Source organism: Alteromonas gracilis, from assembly GCF_043642145.1.
GTDB classification, from domain to species: Bacteria; Pseudomonadota; Gammaproteobacteria; order Enterobacterales; family Alteromonadaceae; genus Alteromonas; species Alteromonas gracilis_B.
Genome location: NZ_JBHZRZ010000001.1, coordinates 481,865 through 498,820 on the forward strand (window position 1 = coordinate 481,865; position 16,956 = coordinate 498,820).

The window sequence follows — 16,956 nt, forward strand, 5'->3', positions numbered from 1 at the left end:
TGGTCTTACTCCCTTAATAACTTCAATGGTGTATATCATCATGGCGCGAAGTAGAAAATCGCTTATAAGCCTTACAGACACACCTTATTATCACTGCATTTCTCGTTGCGTGCGTCGCAGTTTCCTTTGTGGGTATGACCGGAATACTCAGGTTAGCTATGAACACAGAAAGTCTTGGGTAGAAGAACGTTTGCTTTTTTTGGGTCAAGTGTTCGCTATTGATATCTGTGCTTATGCGGTAATGAGCAACCATGTGCACGTGGTGCTATGTGTTAACAAAGAGTCAGCTCTTTCTTGGCCGCTCAAAACAGTTCTATCACAGTGGCATAAAATGCATAAAGGTACTCTGCTCACTCAAAAGTATTTAAAAGGCGAGCTTGTCAGTGAAAGTGAACTGAAAACTATCAAAAGTACCGCTGAAGTGTATAGAAAAAGACTCTACGACATCAGTTGGTTCATGAGAAATTTAAACGAATATATTGCAAGAAAAGCCAACGAAGAAGACGAGTGCACCGGAAGGTTTTGGGGGGGTAGATTTCGTTCTCAAGCGCTTCTTACCGAAAAAGCACTCATTTCCTGCATGGCTTATGTCGATTTAAATCCAATACGAGCGAAAGTTGCAAAAGGCCTCGGGGACTCTTTATACACAAGTATCAACCGTCGACTAAGCAAAACTCCCCACACTAAACGCACAAAGGGTTTAATGTCATTTAGAGATAATATTCAAAGCAAGCAACGAAGAGGTATAAATTTCACCCTAAAAGCTTACTGCGCACTGCTCAGAAGCTCTATCGAAGTGTTGGATACTAAAGAGTCACAAAGTGTAGCGGATGCAAAGGCTATTGAGCTCAAGTTGCTAAACATTAATAAAGAACAATGGCTTCAGGTTATAAGTAACTTTGAAAGCGCCTTTTCATTTGCTGTGGGCGATACCAAGTCAATGCTAATGTTTAAACAACACACCAGTAGAAAGCGAATAGCTAAACTAAAGACTACAGCGCTTTGCTTTAATAGTTAGGTGCTCACTTTTCATCAGGGAGAATCACCGAGGCTATAATTGCGCAAAAAAGCATGCCCGACATGATGTATACTACAGAAAACGTTAATATCGGCGTCAGCGCCGCATAAAGAGCGCCAAAGCCAAGCAAAATCAATCCGATTGCAGTATTTGAAAAGCCAACCAATTCAGTTCTGCCCTGCCCTTCTTTGACGTCTAAACTATAAGTTTTTCTGCCCGTTCTCACGCCAGCGTGAGCGACAGAGAGAATGAAAAACAACAGCGCTGAAGTAAAAATAGAAGAGGATTCAGATACAAGAAGCCCAATGCAGGCTGAAAGCGCCAATACCCCCGAGAGCCGTAGTGTAAGTTTGGCACTTTTGTCAGCGAGTTTTCCCCAGATGATAGATGAAAGTAACGCTGCAAGTGCCTCTGCGCCTATATATATTGGGAGAAGCTCTTGCACTTCGTCACTTTTCTCTAACATAAAATAGGGTGCTACTAATGCAGAATGAACAAATAGTCCTCGAACAAATATAAACTTGTAAATCGTAGCATTAAAATTTAGCCTAAATGGATTCTCCTGTGATTCTTTCACCTCTACCTTTGTCTTGATAGGCCACACGCAAATCAACGTAAAAACGAAAGACAAAAAACTTCCACTTAAGATCAATAGAAGTATATCTGAAGTGAAGGCGTCTCCGTAAATAACCAAAGGTACCGCAATAATAAGTGTAAGTATTCCAGAGACGGTAGATGCCACCCCAATTAAGCTGCCTCGCTCCCCCTTTTTAGCAACATTAGCCTCCATGTCTTTTACCGTAAGCGAGCAAGCTGAACGCCCTAAGCTCAATATTACAAGTGAAACTAGTACGAGAGCGCCTGCCTCAAACCCGGTAAACAAAACAGTAGACAAAAGTATACAAACAACTGAAAGCGCTTGTATCATCATTCCCAGGCGCCAAACAATATGTCTTTTGGGATGCTTTCGAAGATATATACTCAATAAAACTTGAGGAAGAAGGGCTCCCGACTCTCTTATAGGTACCAACCAGCCGACCATCCAAGCAGGCGCGCCAATGCTAATTAGAAGTGCAGTCAGTGTTGTTTTTGCTGAGATAAGCAAGTCAGCTAGTTTATTTAAAGATAATCCTGCGACGAGCCGAGTTTTTTGTTTCATTACGTTGAGATGTGTACCGCATTTTTGTTCATAAATTTACGGTACATATCCCGCAACAGATCATTGAATTGGCTTTGTTCAGTCTCCGTTTTCCACTAGGACTTTAAGGTTTTCTAACCCCATTTCAAAATCAGGTCCTATCATACTGTCCATCATTAAAGCAAAATATCGGTTGATTGGATTGTTATCAACTGATCCTTCGTCTCGCCATGTTACTCTACTCCCACTCGCCGTCGGTTCAATTTCCAGTGTCCCCGTCGAGCCCATGTCAAAGTCTGGAAAATACAAGCGATACAGAACACGTTTATTATGTTCTAACTGTGCAATTTCCATTTCACCGTTACCTTCTGTTTCACTTTGCCATTCAGAACGCATGCCAATTGCGCGGTCGGGACCAGAATAATTTAGCTTCATGTCGGGGTCACGCTTAAACCACACTCCCCACTTCTTCCACTCCCTGAGGTCAACAATGTATGGGTAAATTTCCGATGGCTGTGCATTAATTGTTATCGTTCTCTCAACGCTATAGTCTTTTGGAATAAAAAAGCTAGCAACTACAAGCATTAACACGACAACGCCAAGCACCGTAAAAAGTTTTTTCAATGCTCCCATTTAAAACTCCATAATCGAATTGACAATCCAAATATAACATTTAATTAACATTTGTCACTTAAAGTTAAGCGTTTTGATGCAAAGCTCAATTAACCCGTAAAATAGATGCCTAATTAAACATTATCAAAGAAGATAATTACAAATACACGCTAGATGCAACTTCAGCCTGTTGGTTTGTTTGCCCTTAATCTTTCTCAAATTTTCAAACTACCTCTTGCTCTCGGAGGAGATAGTCTGAAATCTTCAATCAGAAGCATTTTTATGCTGCATGGAGTTTCTAGGGTTAGCGATGGATGTCTTTGTGAATTTTGGGGTGGGTGTCTCGATAAACCCTAAAATGAACTCCCGTACTAGAAAGACGTTGTCTAAAGCCTTCGATTAGAAGCTTTTACATTTGCACGAAATTCATAAGGTTAACGGTGGGTGTCTTTATAAATTTCTTTGAATTTTGGGTGGGTGTCTCTATAAAACTCCGTCTCTCAAAAGCTTTGCTTGAAAGCTTCTGTTGGGTGTCATCGTAAATCTAGGAAGCTTGCCGCATAACACTATTTTAAAATTCTTTACAATTTCGACACAAAGCTCAAAATTCGCGCTGTCATTATAAAATATCTTGTGTAATATGGGGTTAGGTTATCAATAAAACCCGTTTGAACGGGTCTATCAAGCATAGCGCAGTCAATCGCAGCACTTCGTTTTCTTTTTATATTTCTATCGATACACAGTTATCGCTTTATTACAGGAGTTTATAGGAAATGGCAGATCAAAGTTCTCGTTACATCAGTAACCTAACTCGCGACACATATGCGCTCATCCTCGCGGGGGGTAAAGGTTCTAGGCTACACGAACTCACTAATTGGCGAGCCAAACCAGCCCTTTATTTTGGCGGAAAATTTAGAATCATCGACTTTCCGCTATCAAATTGTGTAAATTCAGGCATTCGACGAATAGGTGTAGTCACTCAATATAAATCTCATTCACTCATTCGTCATCTAGTGAGAGGCTGGGGTCACTTTAAAAAAGAGCTTGGCGAATCTGTTGAAATTCTGCCCGCATCACAACGATTTTCAGATAGCTGGTATGAAGGTACTGCTGATGCCGTTTTTCAAAATATTGACATCATTCGAGACGAGCTTCCCAAATATGTCATGATTTTATCAGGTGATCATATTTATCGAATGGATTATGGCGATATGCTAGCCAAGCATAAAGAGTCTGGGGCAAAAATGACCGTTTCTTGTATGTCAGTCCCACTTCAAGAGGCAGCAGGTGCGTTCGGTGTGATGTCAGTAGACGAAAACTTTCGTATTAATGGTTTTGAAGAAAAGCCAGCTAATCCTACCCCACTTCCAAACGATCCTACCCGCTGTCTTGCGTCTATGGGTAATTACGTCTTCGATACGGAGTTTTTGTTCGAACAACTGCGTGTTGACGCTGAAAATATGGGCTCACAACGTGACTTTGGGAAAGACATAATCCCATCGATTATTGCCGACCATCCTGTTTATGCTTATCCATTTGAAAAGAGTGGCGGCGATAATGCTTACTGGCGCGACGTAGGTACCATTGATTCGTTCTGGGAAGCAAACATGGAAATGGTAGCTCCCGTCCCACAACTCAATTTATATGATAGAAAGTGGCCTATTTGGACTTATCAAGAGCAGCTGCCTCCAGCGAAGTTTGTATGGGAAGATCATGATAGACGGGGCGAAGCCATAAACTCTGTGGTATCGGGTGGCTGCATTATCTCAGGCTCCACACTGCGCTCTTCGATCTGTTTCTCCAATGTAAGAGTGCATTCTTACGGTCTCATCGAAGAAGCAGTCATACTTCCTGATGTTGAAATCAAACGCCACTGTAAGTTGAAGAAGGTAATAATTGACCGAGGTTGCGTTATCCCAGAGGGCACGATAGTTGGCTACGACCATGACCACGACAGAGCACGGGGCTTTCGCGTTTCAGAGAAAGGTGTCGTTTTGGTAACTCGAGAAATGTTAGGTCAACCTGTAGGTGGTGTGAGCAAACCGAGAAAGCCAGAGTAATTTATCTTTGAAGGTTAATTTTGACGCTCACTACGTCGAAATTAACCTTCACGCTATGTGTTCCATTGAATTAGCTTGTCTTGTATAAACTCTGCAACTCGCTCCGGGTACTCCAAGGGAAACATATGACCTCCCTCTAGAACAATGTGTTCTATGTCATTTTGCTTCATAAGTTGCTTATACATTTGTGGTTTGCACACTTTACTTTTGCTGCCAGTTACCAGTACAGCTGGGCACTTAAGTTTGCCCTTGTACTTACCTAAATTGTGGGGGACATTCCGAAACAACGCAGCTTCAACCTCAGCGCGAAAAGTAAGAGCAATGTTTTCTCCTTTACGAGCTGTTACCGACTTTACGTAGTCACGTACACAGCGCTTATCCATGTCTCTAAATAGCGCTTTGCTATGAAAATAGGCTTCCATGTCAGTATTGCTGGGCCAACTCGTGTTTCGAGTTTGCGCGAGCTTCGCTGGCGTCAATTTGTTAATTAACGGCGTATGCTTAGCAAATTTAAAAAAATAGCTCAAAGGGCCTACAACTAAAGGAGGGTCTAACAATATGATCCCCCTGAATAGCTCTGGCGCTTCGCATGCTGCCATGTAGGTGATTACTGCGCCAAAAGAGTGCCCCACGCCAAATACGCCACGCTCATCCTTATTCTCTTTTTGTACGTGCCTAATAAGCTCTTGTACTTGGTTTCGCCAATTTCCATTTACTGGTAAATGTGGATCGTGTCCAAAGCGTTCTACGTGTAAACGGTTGAAGTGACTTGGTAGGGCTTCAAACAACGCTTGATAACTTCCCGCAGGAAACCCGTTTGCATGCGCAAAATGAAAACTCAACTCTGACGAAGACACCACTACACTCCTTGAACTCAAACAATAAAGGGGCCTCAAATCAGCCCCTTAACATCAAAGTTGGATAATACTACAAGCCTCTTGCTTCTGCCATTTCCCAATCCTTTACAATTTTCGTGCTTGTCCACAAGAACACGGCAATTGAAAGTGCGTAAGGAACAACAAGATAAATCAAAGCTTGCCTAAGCGCTTCGGTTTCTCCGAGTGAAGGCACAAGAGCTTGGCTAATTATACCAGTAAGCGTAGGCCCACCTCCTAACGCTATAATGTTAAGTACGAAAAAGAACAATGCCGTAGACATGGCCCGAACATTTACTGGTGCTAGCGTCTGAGCCATGGCAAAGCTCGGCCCTAGATAGGAACCGCTTGTAAATAAAAGGAGTGCCATCAGCGCTACTGATGTCGATAAATCTTGCACTTGCAGAGATACATAGAACGCTGGAACACCAATAATTAAAGCTATTGCTGGAAGAAGTGCGTACGCTTTTTTATTATGCTTGCCCCATCTATCAGCAATGTAGCCCCCTAACCAAACGCCTAAGGCGTAAGCAGTGCCGTTAATAATGCCAAAAACAATAAGTAGCTGCGTAATATCTAGGCCTGCGAAGGCACGTACATAGTAATCAATCACCCACGTCGAAATAGCATAATTACCGAAAGAGCCAAATGAAATGCCTAGCGCCATGCCCCACCATGTAGGAATTTTTAGCAGCGTTTTAAGCGAAGCTTTAACACTGGGCTTATCCGAATCATCTGAATTGGGTAACGATACCGTACGGGCTGGCTCTTTCACTGTAAGCTTTAGCAAAACTGCAAGCAAAACCCCGGGAATTCCAACACTGTACATAACAGTGCGCCAGTCTGCAGAGCCGCCCTGTAGGAAAAACGCCGAAGCAAAAAACGCTAACATTACACCAAACGGAATACCAAGAGAGTAAATAGCTAGCGCGCCTGCTCGCTTTTCCTTTGGAAACAGGTCCGAGATAATACTGTGCGATGGCGGACTTCCACCAGCCTCACCTATTCCAACTCCTATTCTCGCAATTGCTAGCTGCATGTAATTAGCAGCCAAGCCAGACGCTGCTGTAAAACCACTCCACAACGTTAATGATATTGCGATAATGTTTACGCGACTGTATCGGTCGGCAAGCCATGCAATGGGAATACCCATTACAGTATAAAGAAGCGCAAAATAAATGCCTTTTAACCAACCAAGCTGAGCGTCATCTAAGCCTAAATCAGCTTTAATAAAAGGTGAGAGGATCCCAATGATTTGCCTGTCAATGAAGTTGAAGGCGTACACCAAGGTTAAAATAAATAAAACATAGTTTCGGTAACTTTTAGATGCTCCAGCTTCCGTCGTTCGGATACCTTCAACATGTGTATGGGCCATAACAGTCCTTTTAAGTGACGATAAGACCAGTCTACGCATCAGGCAAAAAAATAAACAACTAAATGTTACTTATTTGTTAACATAACGAAAATTTCTAACTGAGGCTTTTCGTTCTATAGCGCTTAGGGTAGGATGACGAACACTTAACTCATCAGACCAGACAAGCAAGTATGACAGTAGACGAATTGCTCAGTATTCCTCAATTATCGCAAACATCACAAAACACGTGGAAAGTTGATGGACTTGTTATTCCCAAGACATGGGGACAAGGTCGCACGGCTTTCGGGGGTATTTCTGCAGGTATGCTTTATACCGCGGTAAAGCAGCAGGTAACTGACAACAGGGTATTACGCTCGTTTACTACGAACTTTGTTGGGCCATTGGCGCTTGAAGCCCCTTTTTCTATTGAAGTGACACTACTTAGAACTGGCAAGAATGTCTCTCAGTTCACTGCGCACGCTATTCAAGATGGGAAAAGCTGCGTTTTTTCGCAAGCATGCTTCGGTGTAGCACGGGATTCTAGTATTCACGTTGAGAATGTGGAAACCCACGACATGCCACAGCCAAACAAAGCGAAGTTCATTCCACAAATTCCTAAAGTAACGCCCAAATTCTTACGCTACTTCGATTTAGCAATTGATGATGGTGGCATTCCGTTTACGCGCAGGAAGACTAGCCATTACCACGGCTTTATGCGTTTTAAACACGCCCCCGAAGCCATTACTGACGCACATATCATTACAATGATTGATGCGTGGCCACCTACGCTTTTACAAATGATGAAGCTACCTGCCCCGGCAAGTACCGTTAGTTGGAATTTAGAGTTTATTCATCCTCACAAACCGGTAAACCCAACGGACTGGTTTGCTTACAAGGCGCACACCAGACAAGCCGCCGACGGTTATGGACACACTGAAGCGACGATCTGGGACAAAGACAACGAAGTTATTGCAATAAGTAGACAAACCGTAGCAGTGTTCGACTAGTCGCTACGGTTTGATAGAGGCACGTCTATTAATAAAGCATAAACGCGTTAGGATTAAATAACGAAATAACCGAAATACACTGCAAATTAGTTATATCTAACGCGTCTTCCAAATCTTCTCGATTTAGTGAAAGTACTTCATGCTGTTCCGGTTTCAAATTGTGATAGCTTGGATACACCTCAGGATTTACATTATCTAACGCCAACACATAAGCAAGTTGGAGAATTTTCTCTTCCAACGATGACGACTCTTCTTCAGCTTCGTGAATTTTAGCGATTGGCGTGTAAATAGACTTTGGTATATCCCATTTCTCAATCAACCTGGCAGAGAGATCAGTGTAAGTAAAACCTAACACACCAAATTGGAGCTCGGCTGGGCTAACCCTAGTATTGAACGCCTGGCAGCGCGTAGCGGCCTCTGGTAAAACCGATACTGTGACAAGTTCACCAATATTATGAAGAAGACCAGAAACGAAAAGTCGCTCGGGCTCACGTATATTTCGCAAATCGGCAAAGTATTTAGCTAACAGCCCACAAGAAACACTCTGCTCCCAGAATTTGTCTAAATCAATTCGCTGAGCATCCACATCGCTAAATGCCTGACTAACACCATAAGCCAACGCGAGATCATACGTAGAGCGTGTACCAACCACCTGAATGGCTCGAGTTACCGTGTCTATCTTATTTGGAAAACGATACAGCGCAGAGTTTGCTACTCTAAGAAGTTGTGTTGCTAATGACGGATCGAATGCGATAATGTCACCGATATCATCAATGCTTGAAGCTTCGTCATCCATACACGCTTTGAGCCGTGTTACTGAGTCAGGTAATACAAAGAGGTCTTCCGCTTTCGATACTAGTTCATCTAAATTCATTCGTGCACTCTCTTCAATGCCGCCTTTATCAATGTAGCGTCCAAGGCACCTCCATTCGCCTTATGTCAATTTATGTATAGGCACAAAATTCTGGTTGGTCAATAAATATCAACTAGTAAAAAAGTATGATTTCTTTGCTAATCAAAAAGTTAAACCTTAGCAATTCAACGGTCTAACAAAATTAAAACCAGTGTCTAATGTGACATTTTAAATTAGTAACATAACGTCTGTTACGTTATTCGATGTTAATGATATCGTTTGCTCTGCGCACAATGCGTTTTTTCGATATACGCTTATTATAGCGTTTTGCTACTTTTTACATACCTGTAATTCTAATATATCGAAAAACTTAGGGTAATTACCTATTAGAATGAGATTTTCTAGGGGTGGACAGCATATTGATAATGACCTACTTGAATTTATGCTAGCATGCGCAAAGTTTTTACCATGCCTACCTCGGCGGCACTCTTGAAGAAAAAGTTGTAATAGATTTCATGTTAAATATTGTTGTAATTGGTTATGTGTGGCCTGAACCAAATTCGTCGGCGGCAGGTCAGAATATGCTATCTTTGATAAAAAGCTGCTTAGCATCTGACTACAGTGTGACATTTTTAACGGCTGCTACTGATAGCGAGCACAAGGCTGACCTCAATGCCTTAGGCGTAAACGCTCATTCGGTCGCCCTAAACTGCAGTTCATTCAATACATTAATTGCTCGCATTAACCCAGACGTGGTTATATTTGACCGATATATGACCGAGGAGCAATTTTCATGGCGTGTAAAAGAAAGCTGCCCTGACGCGTTACGCGTTTTAAATACAGAAGATCTTCATAGTTTACGCCAAGCAAGGCATGAAGCGGTTAAGCAGCATGGCGAGGCAATGAACGCGAAACTCAATAGCGAACTTGCCCAGCGAGAAGTTGCAGCGATATTGCGAAGCGATCTAACGCTTGTGATTTCCTTAAGCGAAATGCGCTTACTAACACAGCATTACGGGGTGCCCTCTGCACAGCTTCATTACCAGCCGTTAGTTGTAGGAAAATCGGTTCCATCTTCTCTGCCTTTTGAAGAACGTGCACATTTTGTTCATATAGGTAACTTTCGCCATGCCCCAAACTGGGATGCAGTATTACAGCTAAAACAAAATATATGGCCCGCGATTAAAAAAGCGCTGCCTAAAGCACAACTGCACATTTACGGTGCCTACCCGCCCAAAAAAGCAACGCAGCTTCACAATGAAAAACAAGGTTTTTTAGTAAAAGGTTGGGCTGAAGATGTTGAATCATTAATGACAAGTGCCAAAGTGTTAATTGCACCGCTTCGGTTTGGCGCTGGCATAAAAGGAAAACTTCTGGATGCTATGCGATGCGCTACACCAAGCATCACAACATGGGTGGGTGCAGAAGGTATTGTATCGACAAATTCAGAAACCTTACTTCCATCCTACGAATGGCCGGGCGCGATTTGTAGCACAGATACGTCAAACGTAGCAGCCATAGAAGATTATGTTAACCAGGCAGTCTCGTTGTATACCATTAAAAGTGAATGGGAAAAAGCGAGTGCACTATCAGGTCAAGTTCTTGAAGCGTTTAAAAATCAACAGTCACGTCAACCGTTAACTGAAAGATTATTTCAACTGAAGCAGGAACTGAACGCTCACAGAGGCGTGTTGTTCATGCAAAGCTTACTATGGCATCAAACCCTGTCTGCAAGTAAATACATGAGCCAATGGATAGAGGCGAAAAACAAGAATAGCGACAAGACAGAGGGATGAATGGCAGCGACATTTTAGCTCGCCACTACTCTAACTTATCACTATTTTAGTTCGCCTTTATAGGCCTCTTAACTTTTTAATGACCGATTTTATACCATTGCCGCGAGACTGGCTTAAATAGCGCTCGAGCTGGCATTGCGCCAAATATTGTTCAAAATTAAACTCGCTACGCTGCTCGTCAGTTAAAGAATTAGCCTTTTCCAGTAGCACGGCTAAAACGCCTCGAATTACCTTACTAGGTGAAGAAGCCATCAACATACTCGAGGTGTTTGAGTAAGCAAGCCATACAGGGCTCTCACAGCCCTCTACCGCATTCTCTTTGGTGCGTTCAGTATCCGGTAGTGGTGCAAGGGATTTTCCAGACAGCATTAGCGTTCGAGTAAAATCATCCCACCCTTTGGCATTAGCTAATGCCAACGCAATTGGAAGCAAAGTATCAGGCGCGCTCATGTTAAATACTCAACTTAGCTATTTTTAAGCTCTAAAGCCAACTCTTCAGCGGTCATCACCAAGTTTTCAACATCACTCGTAGTTGGGAACATAACAAGCTCAACACCGTTTTTCTCAAGACCTGGAAGCCATGTTTCGGTAAATTCCACTAGCGAAACATTTACACATTGGCCGTCGATGTCATTCATATCAACAAACTTTTGAGCTAAGTCACGGTGAGGAAAGATAGGCAATTGAACGTTTTCGCCATCTTCAAACATAACAAAGCCTTCAGTTCCTTGTACTAACCAAACTTCTTCGGCTTTAACAATGTAACTCACTACCAACTCTTGACGCTCCTCTGCGCCTAGCTTCATTGCTTGTTCAATCACTGCATCGTTTAACTTGTCTGCAACTGTTTCTGGGAACACAATTTTTCACCTATCTCTAAATTTGCGGCAAGTATACCCGCCCTAATTATAGGCGCAACGTAATATGCATGAAAAAAATACACGGCTACCTACCTATAGCAAAGACACCCATGATAAAGTGATTAAAAACCACCATAATTAATTGAAGCTTAAGGCTAAGAGCTGTTACTCATGCGCAATCTTTTTACCGCTTTAAAGCAAGACACCCATGCAAATCATACAACCTTAGAAAAGACATTCCCCTTTTCGATGTATCACAAAAGCAGCCAGTTCAACAAAGACGCGTATGCCGAGCTCCTCGGTATCATGCAAGTTTTTCATCAAATAACGACAGAAGCTGTAAGAGATGGCGCATCAAAAGTGCCGGAGCTTAACCAAATAAGTTTGATGATAAACAGTGAAGCCGTACTAAATGCTATTAAGCAAGACACCCAATCGATAAATAGACGCCCCCAGCCACTTGCGCACTCAGTAAATGTTGAATTGAGTACTGATGACGAAGAAGCATCTAACATAGACACCCATGCTTGCGAACCATTACTCCCCCAATTTAGCTCTGTAGCATCAAAAACCATTGCGGCTATTTACGTATGGTTAGGCTCCTCGATGGGAGCAAATATTATTGCAAGGCGACTAGACGCCATGGAAGAAGACATACCCACACAGTATTATCAGGCCATGGCCAGCTGTGCTAAAACATGGGTGTCTTTCAAGCAAGAGGTTGATGCCCTTTTACCTTCTTTGGGTTTAGCTGAAGAGCGGTTTGTGAAAGAAACAGTGGCAGATGCCAATGCGTGGTTCGAATTTTTGATTTCAATGGGTATTCAAGCAGAGCGCAACCGCACGCTGTTTTCACAAGAAGAACTAAACGCGACCTGAACAAACCGATTTCAAAAGCTATAAATAAACTTAATCTCTCTTAACGTCCGAATGCATTAATATAGTGTCAATTCGTGATTAAGAGCATGTCTGCTTTCTGGTAAACTCTCACCAAGTTTTAAGCAACCTCAAATTTAATATGAAAGTAATCTCATTTAACATTAATGGTATTCGCGCCCGCCTGCACCAACTGCAAGCGGTTATTGACGCCCACCAGCCAGACATCATCGGTTTACAAGAAATCAAAGTTCACAACGAGCAATTTCCCGTTGAAGCTGTAGAAGCAATGGGATACCACGTTTATTTTCACGGACAAAAGAGTCATTACGGCGTGGCGTTTTTGGCAAAAAAAGAGCCGCTTTCAGTGTCTATGGGCTTTCCAACCGACGGAGAAGACGCCCAGCGTAGAATGATAATTTTAAAAACGACTGATGATGCAGGTCAGCACGTTACCGTGTTAAACGGTTATTTTCCTCAAGGCGAGAACGAAAAGCATGAGACCAAATATCCTGCTAAGCGAAAGTTCTACAAAGATTTAATGGTTTACTTAAACGAAAATCACACGCCAGATGAAAACGTGATTGTTATGGGAGACGTAAACATTTCCCATACCGATTTGGATATTGGTATTGGTGAAGAAAACCGTAAACGCTGGCTTCGAACGGGTAAATGCAGTTTCTTACCTGAAGAGCGTGAGTGGCTAAATACCGTAATCGACTGGGGGTTTGAAGATAGCTTTCGCACGCTAAACCCCGATTCGAATGACAAATTTTCGTGGTTTGACTATCGCTCGAAGGGCTTCAACGATAACAGAGGCCTGCGTATTGATTTAATTCTAGCCACAAAGCCTCTGCACGAAAAGTTGAGCGATGCAGGCATCGATTACGAATTAAGAGGCATTGAAAAGCCGTCGGATCATGCACCAATTTGGGCCGAGTACAAAAGCTAGTGGCCAAAAGATAAGACGCAACTACTGAGGAGCAAAAGTGAGTACTCTACAAGTGTTTGCACTGCTAATTTACGGCGCATTTTTATTAGGCGCAGCAAAGCAAATTGACTTCGCTCAATTTGCCAAAAATAAGCAGCAGCAACACGTTATTTTTGGTACAGCGTCTTCACTGTTTGTTTTATGGTTGTTCAAAGCAGGCATTTTTGAAGGCCTAGACGTTCATTTTCTAGGCCTTTCTGTACTTACCTTAATGCTTGGGTTTCGCAATGCTATTATTGCGTCTTTCATAGCGTTAATAGGTGCAAGCGCAATTGGGTATGGCTCGTGGGAGAACATCGGGGTTAATGGCTTGCTTGGTACCGTGCTGCCTATCGGTATTACCTACCTTTTCTACATGCTGTCATTTCATCACATACCGCGGCAGTTGTTTGTGTATATTTTTGTTTGTGCGTTTTTCCCTGCCGCGCTGTCAATTGCACTTAAAACCCTATCTTTGGGTGCGTACTTTTACATTGAAGGCACCTATACGTGGGATATTATTTTCGACAACTATATCTTGCTAATTCCACTATTAGTTTTTCCCGAGGCACTACTTAACGGCATGGCAATTACGCTACTTGTGATTTACCAGCCAACTTGGGTCTATACATTCCACGACAAGTTTTACCTCGATAACTGAATACCATCAAACCGTCGCTCAAAGGCAGTTAACAGCCATAAATTAATATTCAGTTGGCAAAAAAAACCGCACATACGTGCGGTTTATATATTAACGAGCAAAACAGCATTAGCTGAGTACTTACTTGTTGAACAAAATGTCCATAACGTCGGCCAGTTCGCCCTTGCCTTCGCGGATTTCTTCTTCAGACAGGCCTGCGATTTCGTGCGGGAACACTAACCATTCATCACTTTCGTTAACGTAGTAGTCAGGCACGATATCCGTTGTATTGTTCTGCGGCTTATACCACGGACACGCAATACGAATATCTTTTGGCATGTTCAAGCGCATTAGCTTATTGATTTGCTTAATAAGCGCATCAACACTGCGGCCTGAGTCAAAAACATCGTCAACTATCAACAACTTATCGTTAGCATTAGCGTTTTCAACCAAGTAATGCAACCCGTGAACACGGATTTCTTTTGATTGCTTGTTTATTCCGTAGTAAGACGAAGTACGCACTGCGATATGATCGGTCGACGTATTCTTAAACTCAAAGAACTCTTGTACTGCGATACCAATTGGAGCACCACCACGCCAAATACCAATAATAAAGTCAGGGCGAAAGCCGTCTTCATACACCTTTGCCGCTAAGCGAAAGGAATCCTGTAGAAGCGATTGCGAGGTGATAAAATTCTTGTTCATGACGTCTCACTGGGCAAAATCTAAAAGACCGCGAGTATAGTGAATTTCCCACTAGTTTGCACGGTATATTCAGCGATTTATTCGTTTTGAAGCGCTTGAGATGGTGCTATTTTCATCGCTTTGCGCGCAGGATATACGCTAGCAATAACGCACAAGGCCAAAGATAGAAAAGTAATACCTATAATTTGTACAACATCCATCTCAATTGGCAAACCGCTACCATCTGCTGCAAGCGCCAATGGCGATCCTATTAAATGCAGAACATTGTTAAGCTGTAGAGTTATGATAACGCCTAAAACCAGGCCGAACCCAGCGCCTTTTATGCCATTAAACAAACCATTTAAGACAAAAATCCACATTACCGTGCTAGGCAGCATACCTTGAGTTTGAAGCACCGCAATATCACCTTGCTTTTCTGTTACCACCATCACTAGCGCAGACACAATATTAAAAGCGGCCACGGCAATAATAAGCAACAGCATAAGTGTCATCATGTTCTTTTCCATTTTAACCGCATCAAACAGCGGCCCTTGACGCTCGCGCCACGTTTTAATGTGATTAGCAGAGACACCCACCGTATTCGTTAAACTATTAACCACGCCTAGGTAGTTAAATGCATCGTTTAAGAAAAGTCGCAACGACTGCTCATTGCCTTTGAGGTCACGCATCAACCTATTTACATCTTCAAGGTTCATGTACATTACTTTATCGTCCATTTGCGAGCCCATATCAAACACACCCACCACGGTTACAAGCCGTTGGCTAGGCATTCTGCCGAAAGGCGTATACACGCTTGCCCCCGCGACCATTACGCGCAACTTGTCACCAACTCTAGCTTCAAGCTTAATAGCAAGTGAACGCCCAATAATGGCTGCGAAGCTACCTTGAGTTAAATCCGCAAAACTCCCCTGCTCCATATGGTTTGCCACTAAGGTGTGTTCAATCATTATGTCAGGCTGTACACCATGAACCTGAACACCACGTAAATCTGAGCGAGATTGCACAACAGCTTCCGCCTCGCGGTAGGCCATACTGGCAACAACGCCATCAATGGGTGTCATGCTGATTTCATTTAGGTTAAACGACGGCGAGTTTTCCGAGTTTTCCATGGGTGTCTTGGAAAGATTTTGCGCAGCGTCGTTAGTTTCTGCCATTAGCGTGGGTGTCTTTGTTATTTCGATATGCGGCACAATGCCTAAAATACGTTGCTTTAACTGCCCTTCTAGCCCGTTCATTACCGACACTACAATGATAAGTGCCATTAAACCCAGTGCGATGCCGGCTACCGAAAATCGATTTATAAACGAAACAAAACTGGTTTGGCTTGACTTGTTAGACTTGGCATAACGGTACGCAATGAATGCAGAAAGAGGATAGAACATAGCGCCTTGCTTTTCAGTAATACGGTAATCTGACTCACACTTGGCTATGCTTAATGAATGAATAATTCAGATAAGTAGCCCAAAGGCGAGATGACGGGTTAACCCCAAAATAGTAAAGTAGGTATACTACGTGTAAGCTACTGGCTGCACAAGAATTAGTGGCAGAGGAATGATGTGAGCGAACTAAGCCTAGAACAAAAAAAAGCCCAATTCGAAGAATACTTCTCAATAGCGCACCGCATAAACGCTAATGTGCGACCCTTAGGTGTGAATGAAACAGTGCCTGACGAAGAAAATTTAGAAGAGTCGATGCCTTACGCTTTTCGTATTGCCAGCGAAATGGCTTCCATTGAAGCTCAAGCCCTTCGCCCTTTGCGCAATTTAAGCGACCATGCAGAGTCACTGGCAGATTACCTTAATCATCAGTCGCGAAAAATTGACCTAATGATGTCGTTCGTCTTACACCAGCAAGATGAGCCAGAATACCGTTTTAAAACCGTAAAGCTTGGTGGTGGCGGCGTTATCATTGAGTCACAAGAGGCACTTGAAGTAGGCACCCAAGCGGAACTAAAGCTTTTTCTTGATGCCGAAGCAGCAGCTATTTTTTGCTTCGGTGAAGTAATTGCTTGCGAGCAAGTTGAAGACAGTTACCATATCGCCTTTATTTTTAATACAATTCGAGAGCAAGACCAAGAGCTGCTGGTTCGTGCAAGCTTGCACATTCAAACTCAGCAGCTTAGAAAACGGGCAAAAGACAAAAAAGCGGGATCCTAACGGGGCCTAATATCAGTATATAAGCCGTAAAAATTA

General features: G+C 42.8%; 17 protein-coding genes. 8 read left to right on the forward strand and 9 right to left on the reverse strand.

What is annotated here, in order from left to right:
- Positions 1-40: 40 nt before the first annotated feature.
- The gene (locus ACHUFN_RS02045; RefSeq protein ID WP_394220653.1) at positions 41-1,018 is read left to right on the forward strand and encodes a transposase; all 978 of its coding nucleotides are present in this window, start codon (positions 41-43) and stop codon (positions 1,016-1,018) included.
- 4 nt (positions 1,019-1,022) lie between these two features.
- Here the strand turns inward: ACHUFN_RS02045 and ACHUFN_RS02050 are convergent, their stop codons facing one another.
- Positions 1,023-1,808 (reverse strand): MFS transporter, encoded by a 786-nt coding sequence (locus ACHUFN_RS02050; protein WP_394220654.1) that lies wholly within the window; start codon positions 1,806-1,808, stop codon positions 1,023-1,025.
- Positions 1,809-2,255: 447 nt separating this feature from the next.
- Positions 2,256-2,789, reverse strand: coding sequence for an SRPBCC family protein (locus ACHUFN_RS02055; RefSeq protein ID WP_394220655.1), 534 nt, complete (start codon positions 2,787-2,789; stop codon positions 2,256-2,258).
- Positions 2,790-3,541: 752 nt separating this feature from the next.
- Between ACHUFN_RS02055 and glgC the strand changes: the two genes are divergently transcribed.
- Complete coding sequence (glgC, locus tag ACHUFN_RS02060; protein ID WP_394220656.1) at positions 3,542-4,828, forward strand: glucose-1-phosphate adenylyltransferase; 1,287 nt, start codon at positions 3,542-3,544, stop codon at positions 4,826-4,828.
- 53 nt (positions 4,829-4,881) lie between these two features.
- On the opposite strand, the gene ACHUFN_RS02065 is transcribed toward glgC, so the two are convergent.
- Positions 4,882-5,685 carry an alpha/beta fold hydrolase gene (locus ACHUFN_RS02065; RefSeq protein ID WP_394220657.1) on the reverse strand — a complete coding sequence of 268 codons (804 nt, stop codon included), beginning with the start codon at positions 5,683-5,685 and terminating at the stop codon, positions 4,882-4,884.
- Positions 5,686-5,755: 70 nt separating this feature from the next.
- Positions 5,756-7,078: a spinster family MFS transporter gene (locus tag ACHUFN_RS02070; protein ID WP_394220658.1), complete on the reverse strand. Its 1,323-nt coding sequence runs from the start codon at positions 7,076-7,078 to the stop codon at positions 5,756-5,758.
- Positions 7,079-7,248: 170 nt separating this feature from the next.
- Between ACHUFN_RS02070 and ACHUFN_RS02075 the strand changes: the two genes are divergently transcribed.
- Positions 7,249-8,064, forward strand: a complete 816-nt coding sequence (locus ACHUFN_RS02075) for an acyl-CoA thioesterase (protein ID WP_394220659.1) — start codon at positions 7,249-7,251, stop codon at positions 8,062-8,064.
- 28 nt (positions 8,065-8,092) lie between these two features.
- Here ACHUFN_RS02075 and ACHUFN_RS02080 read toward each other — a convergent pair whose 3' ends face one another.
- The gene (locus tag ACHUFN_RS02080; protein ID WP_394220660.1) at positions 8,093-8,938 is read right to left on the reverse strand and encodes an HDOD domain-containing protein; all 846 of its coding nucleotides are present in this window, start codon (positions 8,936-8,938) and stop codon (positions 8,093-8,095) included.
- A 494-nt stretch (positions 8,939-9,432) separates the two neighbouring features.
- On the opposite strand from ACHUFN_RS02080, the gene ACHUFN_RS02085 reads away from it, so the two are divergent.
- On the forward strand, positions 9,433-10,713 hold the full coding sequence (locus tag ACHUFN_RS02085; protein WP_394220661.1) for a glycosyltransferase family 4 protein: 1,281 nt from the start codon (positions 9,433-9,435) through the stop codon (positions 10,711-10,713).
- 57 nt (positions 10,714-10,770) lie between these two features.
- On the opposite strand, the gene ACHUFN_RS02090 is transcribed toward ACHUFN_RS02085, so the two are convergent.
- Positions 10,771-11,163: a SufE family protein gene (locus tag ACHUFN_RS02090; protein ID WP_394220662.1), complete on the reverse strand. Its 393-nt coding sequence runs from the start codon at positions 11,161-11,163 to the stop codon at positions 10,771-10,773.
- A 14-nt stretch (positions 11,164-11,177) separates the two neighbouring features.
- Positions 11,178-11,573 (reverse strand): DUF2750 domain-containing protein, encoded by a 396-nt coding sequence (locus ACHUFN_RS02095; RefSeq protein ID WP_394220663.1) that lies wholly within the window; start codon positions 11,571-11,573, stop codon positions 11,178-11,180.
- A gap of 171 nt (positions 11,574-11,744) precedes the next feature.
- On the opposite strand from ACHUFN_RS02095, the gene ACHUFN_RS02100 reads away from it, so the two are divergent.
- From ACHUFN_RS02100 to ACHUFN_RS02110, 3 genes are all read left to right on the forward strand, one after another.
- On the forward strand, positions 11,745-12,452 hold the full coding sequence (locus ACHUFN_RS02100) for a heme oxygenase-like domain-containing protein (protein ID WP_394220664.1): 708 nt from the start codon (positions 11,745-11,747) through the stop codon (positions 12,450-12,452).
- 139 nt (positions 12,453-12,591) lie between these two features.
- The gene (gene xthA / locus ACHUFN_RS02105; RefSeq protein ID WP_394220665.1) at positions 12,592-13,401 is read left to right on the forward strand and encodes an exodeoxyribonuclease III; all 810 of its coding nucleotides are present in this window, start codon (positions 12,592-12,594) and stop codon (positions 13,399-13,401) included.
- 37 nt (positions 13,402-13,438) lie between these two features.
- Positions 13,439-14,080, forward strand: a complete 642-nt coding sequence (locus tag ACHUFN_RS02110; RefSeq protein ID WP_394220666.1) for an energy-coupling factor ABC transporter permease — start codon at positions 13,439-13,441, stop codon at positions 14,078-14,080.
- 120 nt (positions 14,081-14,200) lie between these two features.
- Here the strand turns inward: ACHUFN_RS02110 and ACHUFN_RS02115 are convergent, their stop codons facing one another.
- Positions 14,201-14,764, reverse strand: coding sequence for a phosphoribosyltransferase (locus ACHUFN_RS02115; RefSeq protein ID WP_394220667.1), 564 nt, complete (start codon positions 14,762-14,764; stop codon positions 14,201-14,203).
- A 77-nt stretch (positions 14,765-14,841) separates the two neighbouring features.
- Positions 14,842-16,146 carry a lipoprotein-releasing ABC transporter permease subunit gene (locus ACHUFN_RS02120; RefSeq protein WP_394220668.1) on the reverse strand — a complete coding sequence of 435 codons (1,305 nt, stop codon included), beginning with the start codon at positions 16,144-16,146 and terminating at the stop codon, positions 14,842-14,844.
- Positions 16,147-16,320: 174 nt separating this feature from the next.
- On the opposite strand from ACHUFN_RS02120, the gene ACHUFN_RS02125 reads away from it, so the two are divergent.
- Positions 16,321-16,920 (forward strand): PilZ domain-containing protein, encoded by a 600-nt coding sequence (locus ACHUFN_RS02125; protein WP_394220669.1) that lies wholly within the window; start codon positions 16,321-16,323, stop codon positions 16,918-16,920.
- Positions 16,921-16,956 lie beyond the last annotated feature (36 nt).

Bases quoted from the DNA above. Each gene is read 5' to 3' on its own strand.
- ACHUFN_RS02100 (WP_394220664.1), top strand. From the start codon at position 11,745: ATGCGCAATCTTTTTACCGCTTTAAAGCAAGACACCCATGCAAATCAT.
- ACHUFN_RS02085 (WP_394220661.1), top strand. From the start codon at position 9,433: ATGTTAAATATTGTTGTAATTGGTTATGTGTGGCCTGAACCAAATTCG.
- xthA (WP_394220665.1), top strand. From the start codon at position 12,592: ATGAAAGTAATCTCATTTAACATTAATGGTATTCGCGCCCGCCTGCAC.
- ACHUFN_RS02120 (WP_394220668.1), bottom strand. From the start codon at position 16,146: ATGTTCTATCCTCTTTCTGCATTCATTGCGTACCGTTATGCCAAGTCT.
- ACHUFN_RS02080 (WP_394220660.1), bottom strand. From the start codon at position 8,938: ATGAATTTAGATGAACTAGTATCGAAAGCGGAAGACCTCTTTGTATTA.
- ACHUFN_RS02055 (WP_394220655.1), bottom strand. From the start codon at position 2,789: ATGGGAGCATTGAAAAAACTTTTTACGGTGCTTGGCGTTGTCGTGTTA.
- ACHUFN_RS02070 (WP_394220658.1), bottom strand. From the start codon at position 7,078: ATGGCCCATACACATGTTGAAGGTATCCGAACGACGGAAGCTGGAGCA.
- ACHUFN_RS02075 (WP_394220659.1), top strand. From the start codon at position 7,249: ATGACAGTAGACGAATTGCTCAGTATTCCTCAATTATCGCAAACATCA.
- ACHUFN_RS02090 (WP_394220662.1), bottom strand. From the start codon at position 11,163: ATGAGCGCGCCTGATACTTTGCTTCCAATTGCGTTGGCATTAGCTAAT.
- glgC (WP_394220656.1), top strand. From the start codon at position 3,542: ATGGCAGATCAAAGTTCTCGTTACATCAGTAACCTAACTCGCGACACA.
- ACHUFN_RS02115 (WP_394220667.1), bottom strand. From the start codon at position 14,764: ATGAACAAGAATTTTATCACCTCGCAATCGCTTCTACAGGATTCCTTT.
- ACHUFN_RS02050 (WP_394220654.1), bottom strand. From the start codon at position 1,808: ATGGAGGCTAATGTTGCTAAAAAGGGGGAGCGAGGCAGCTTAATTGGG.
- ACHUFN_RS02045 (WP_394220653.1), top strand. From the start codon at position 41: ATGGCGCGAAGTAGAAAATCGCTTATAAGCCTTACAGACACACCTTAT.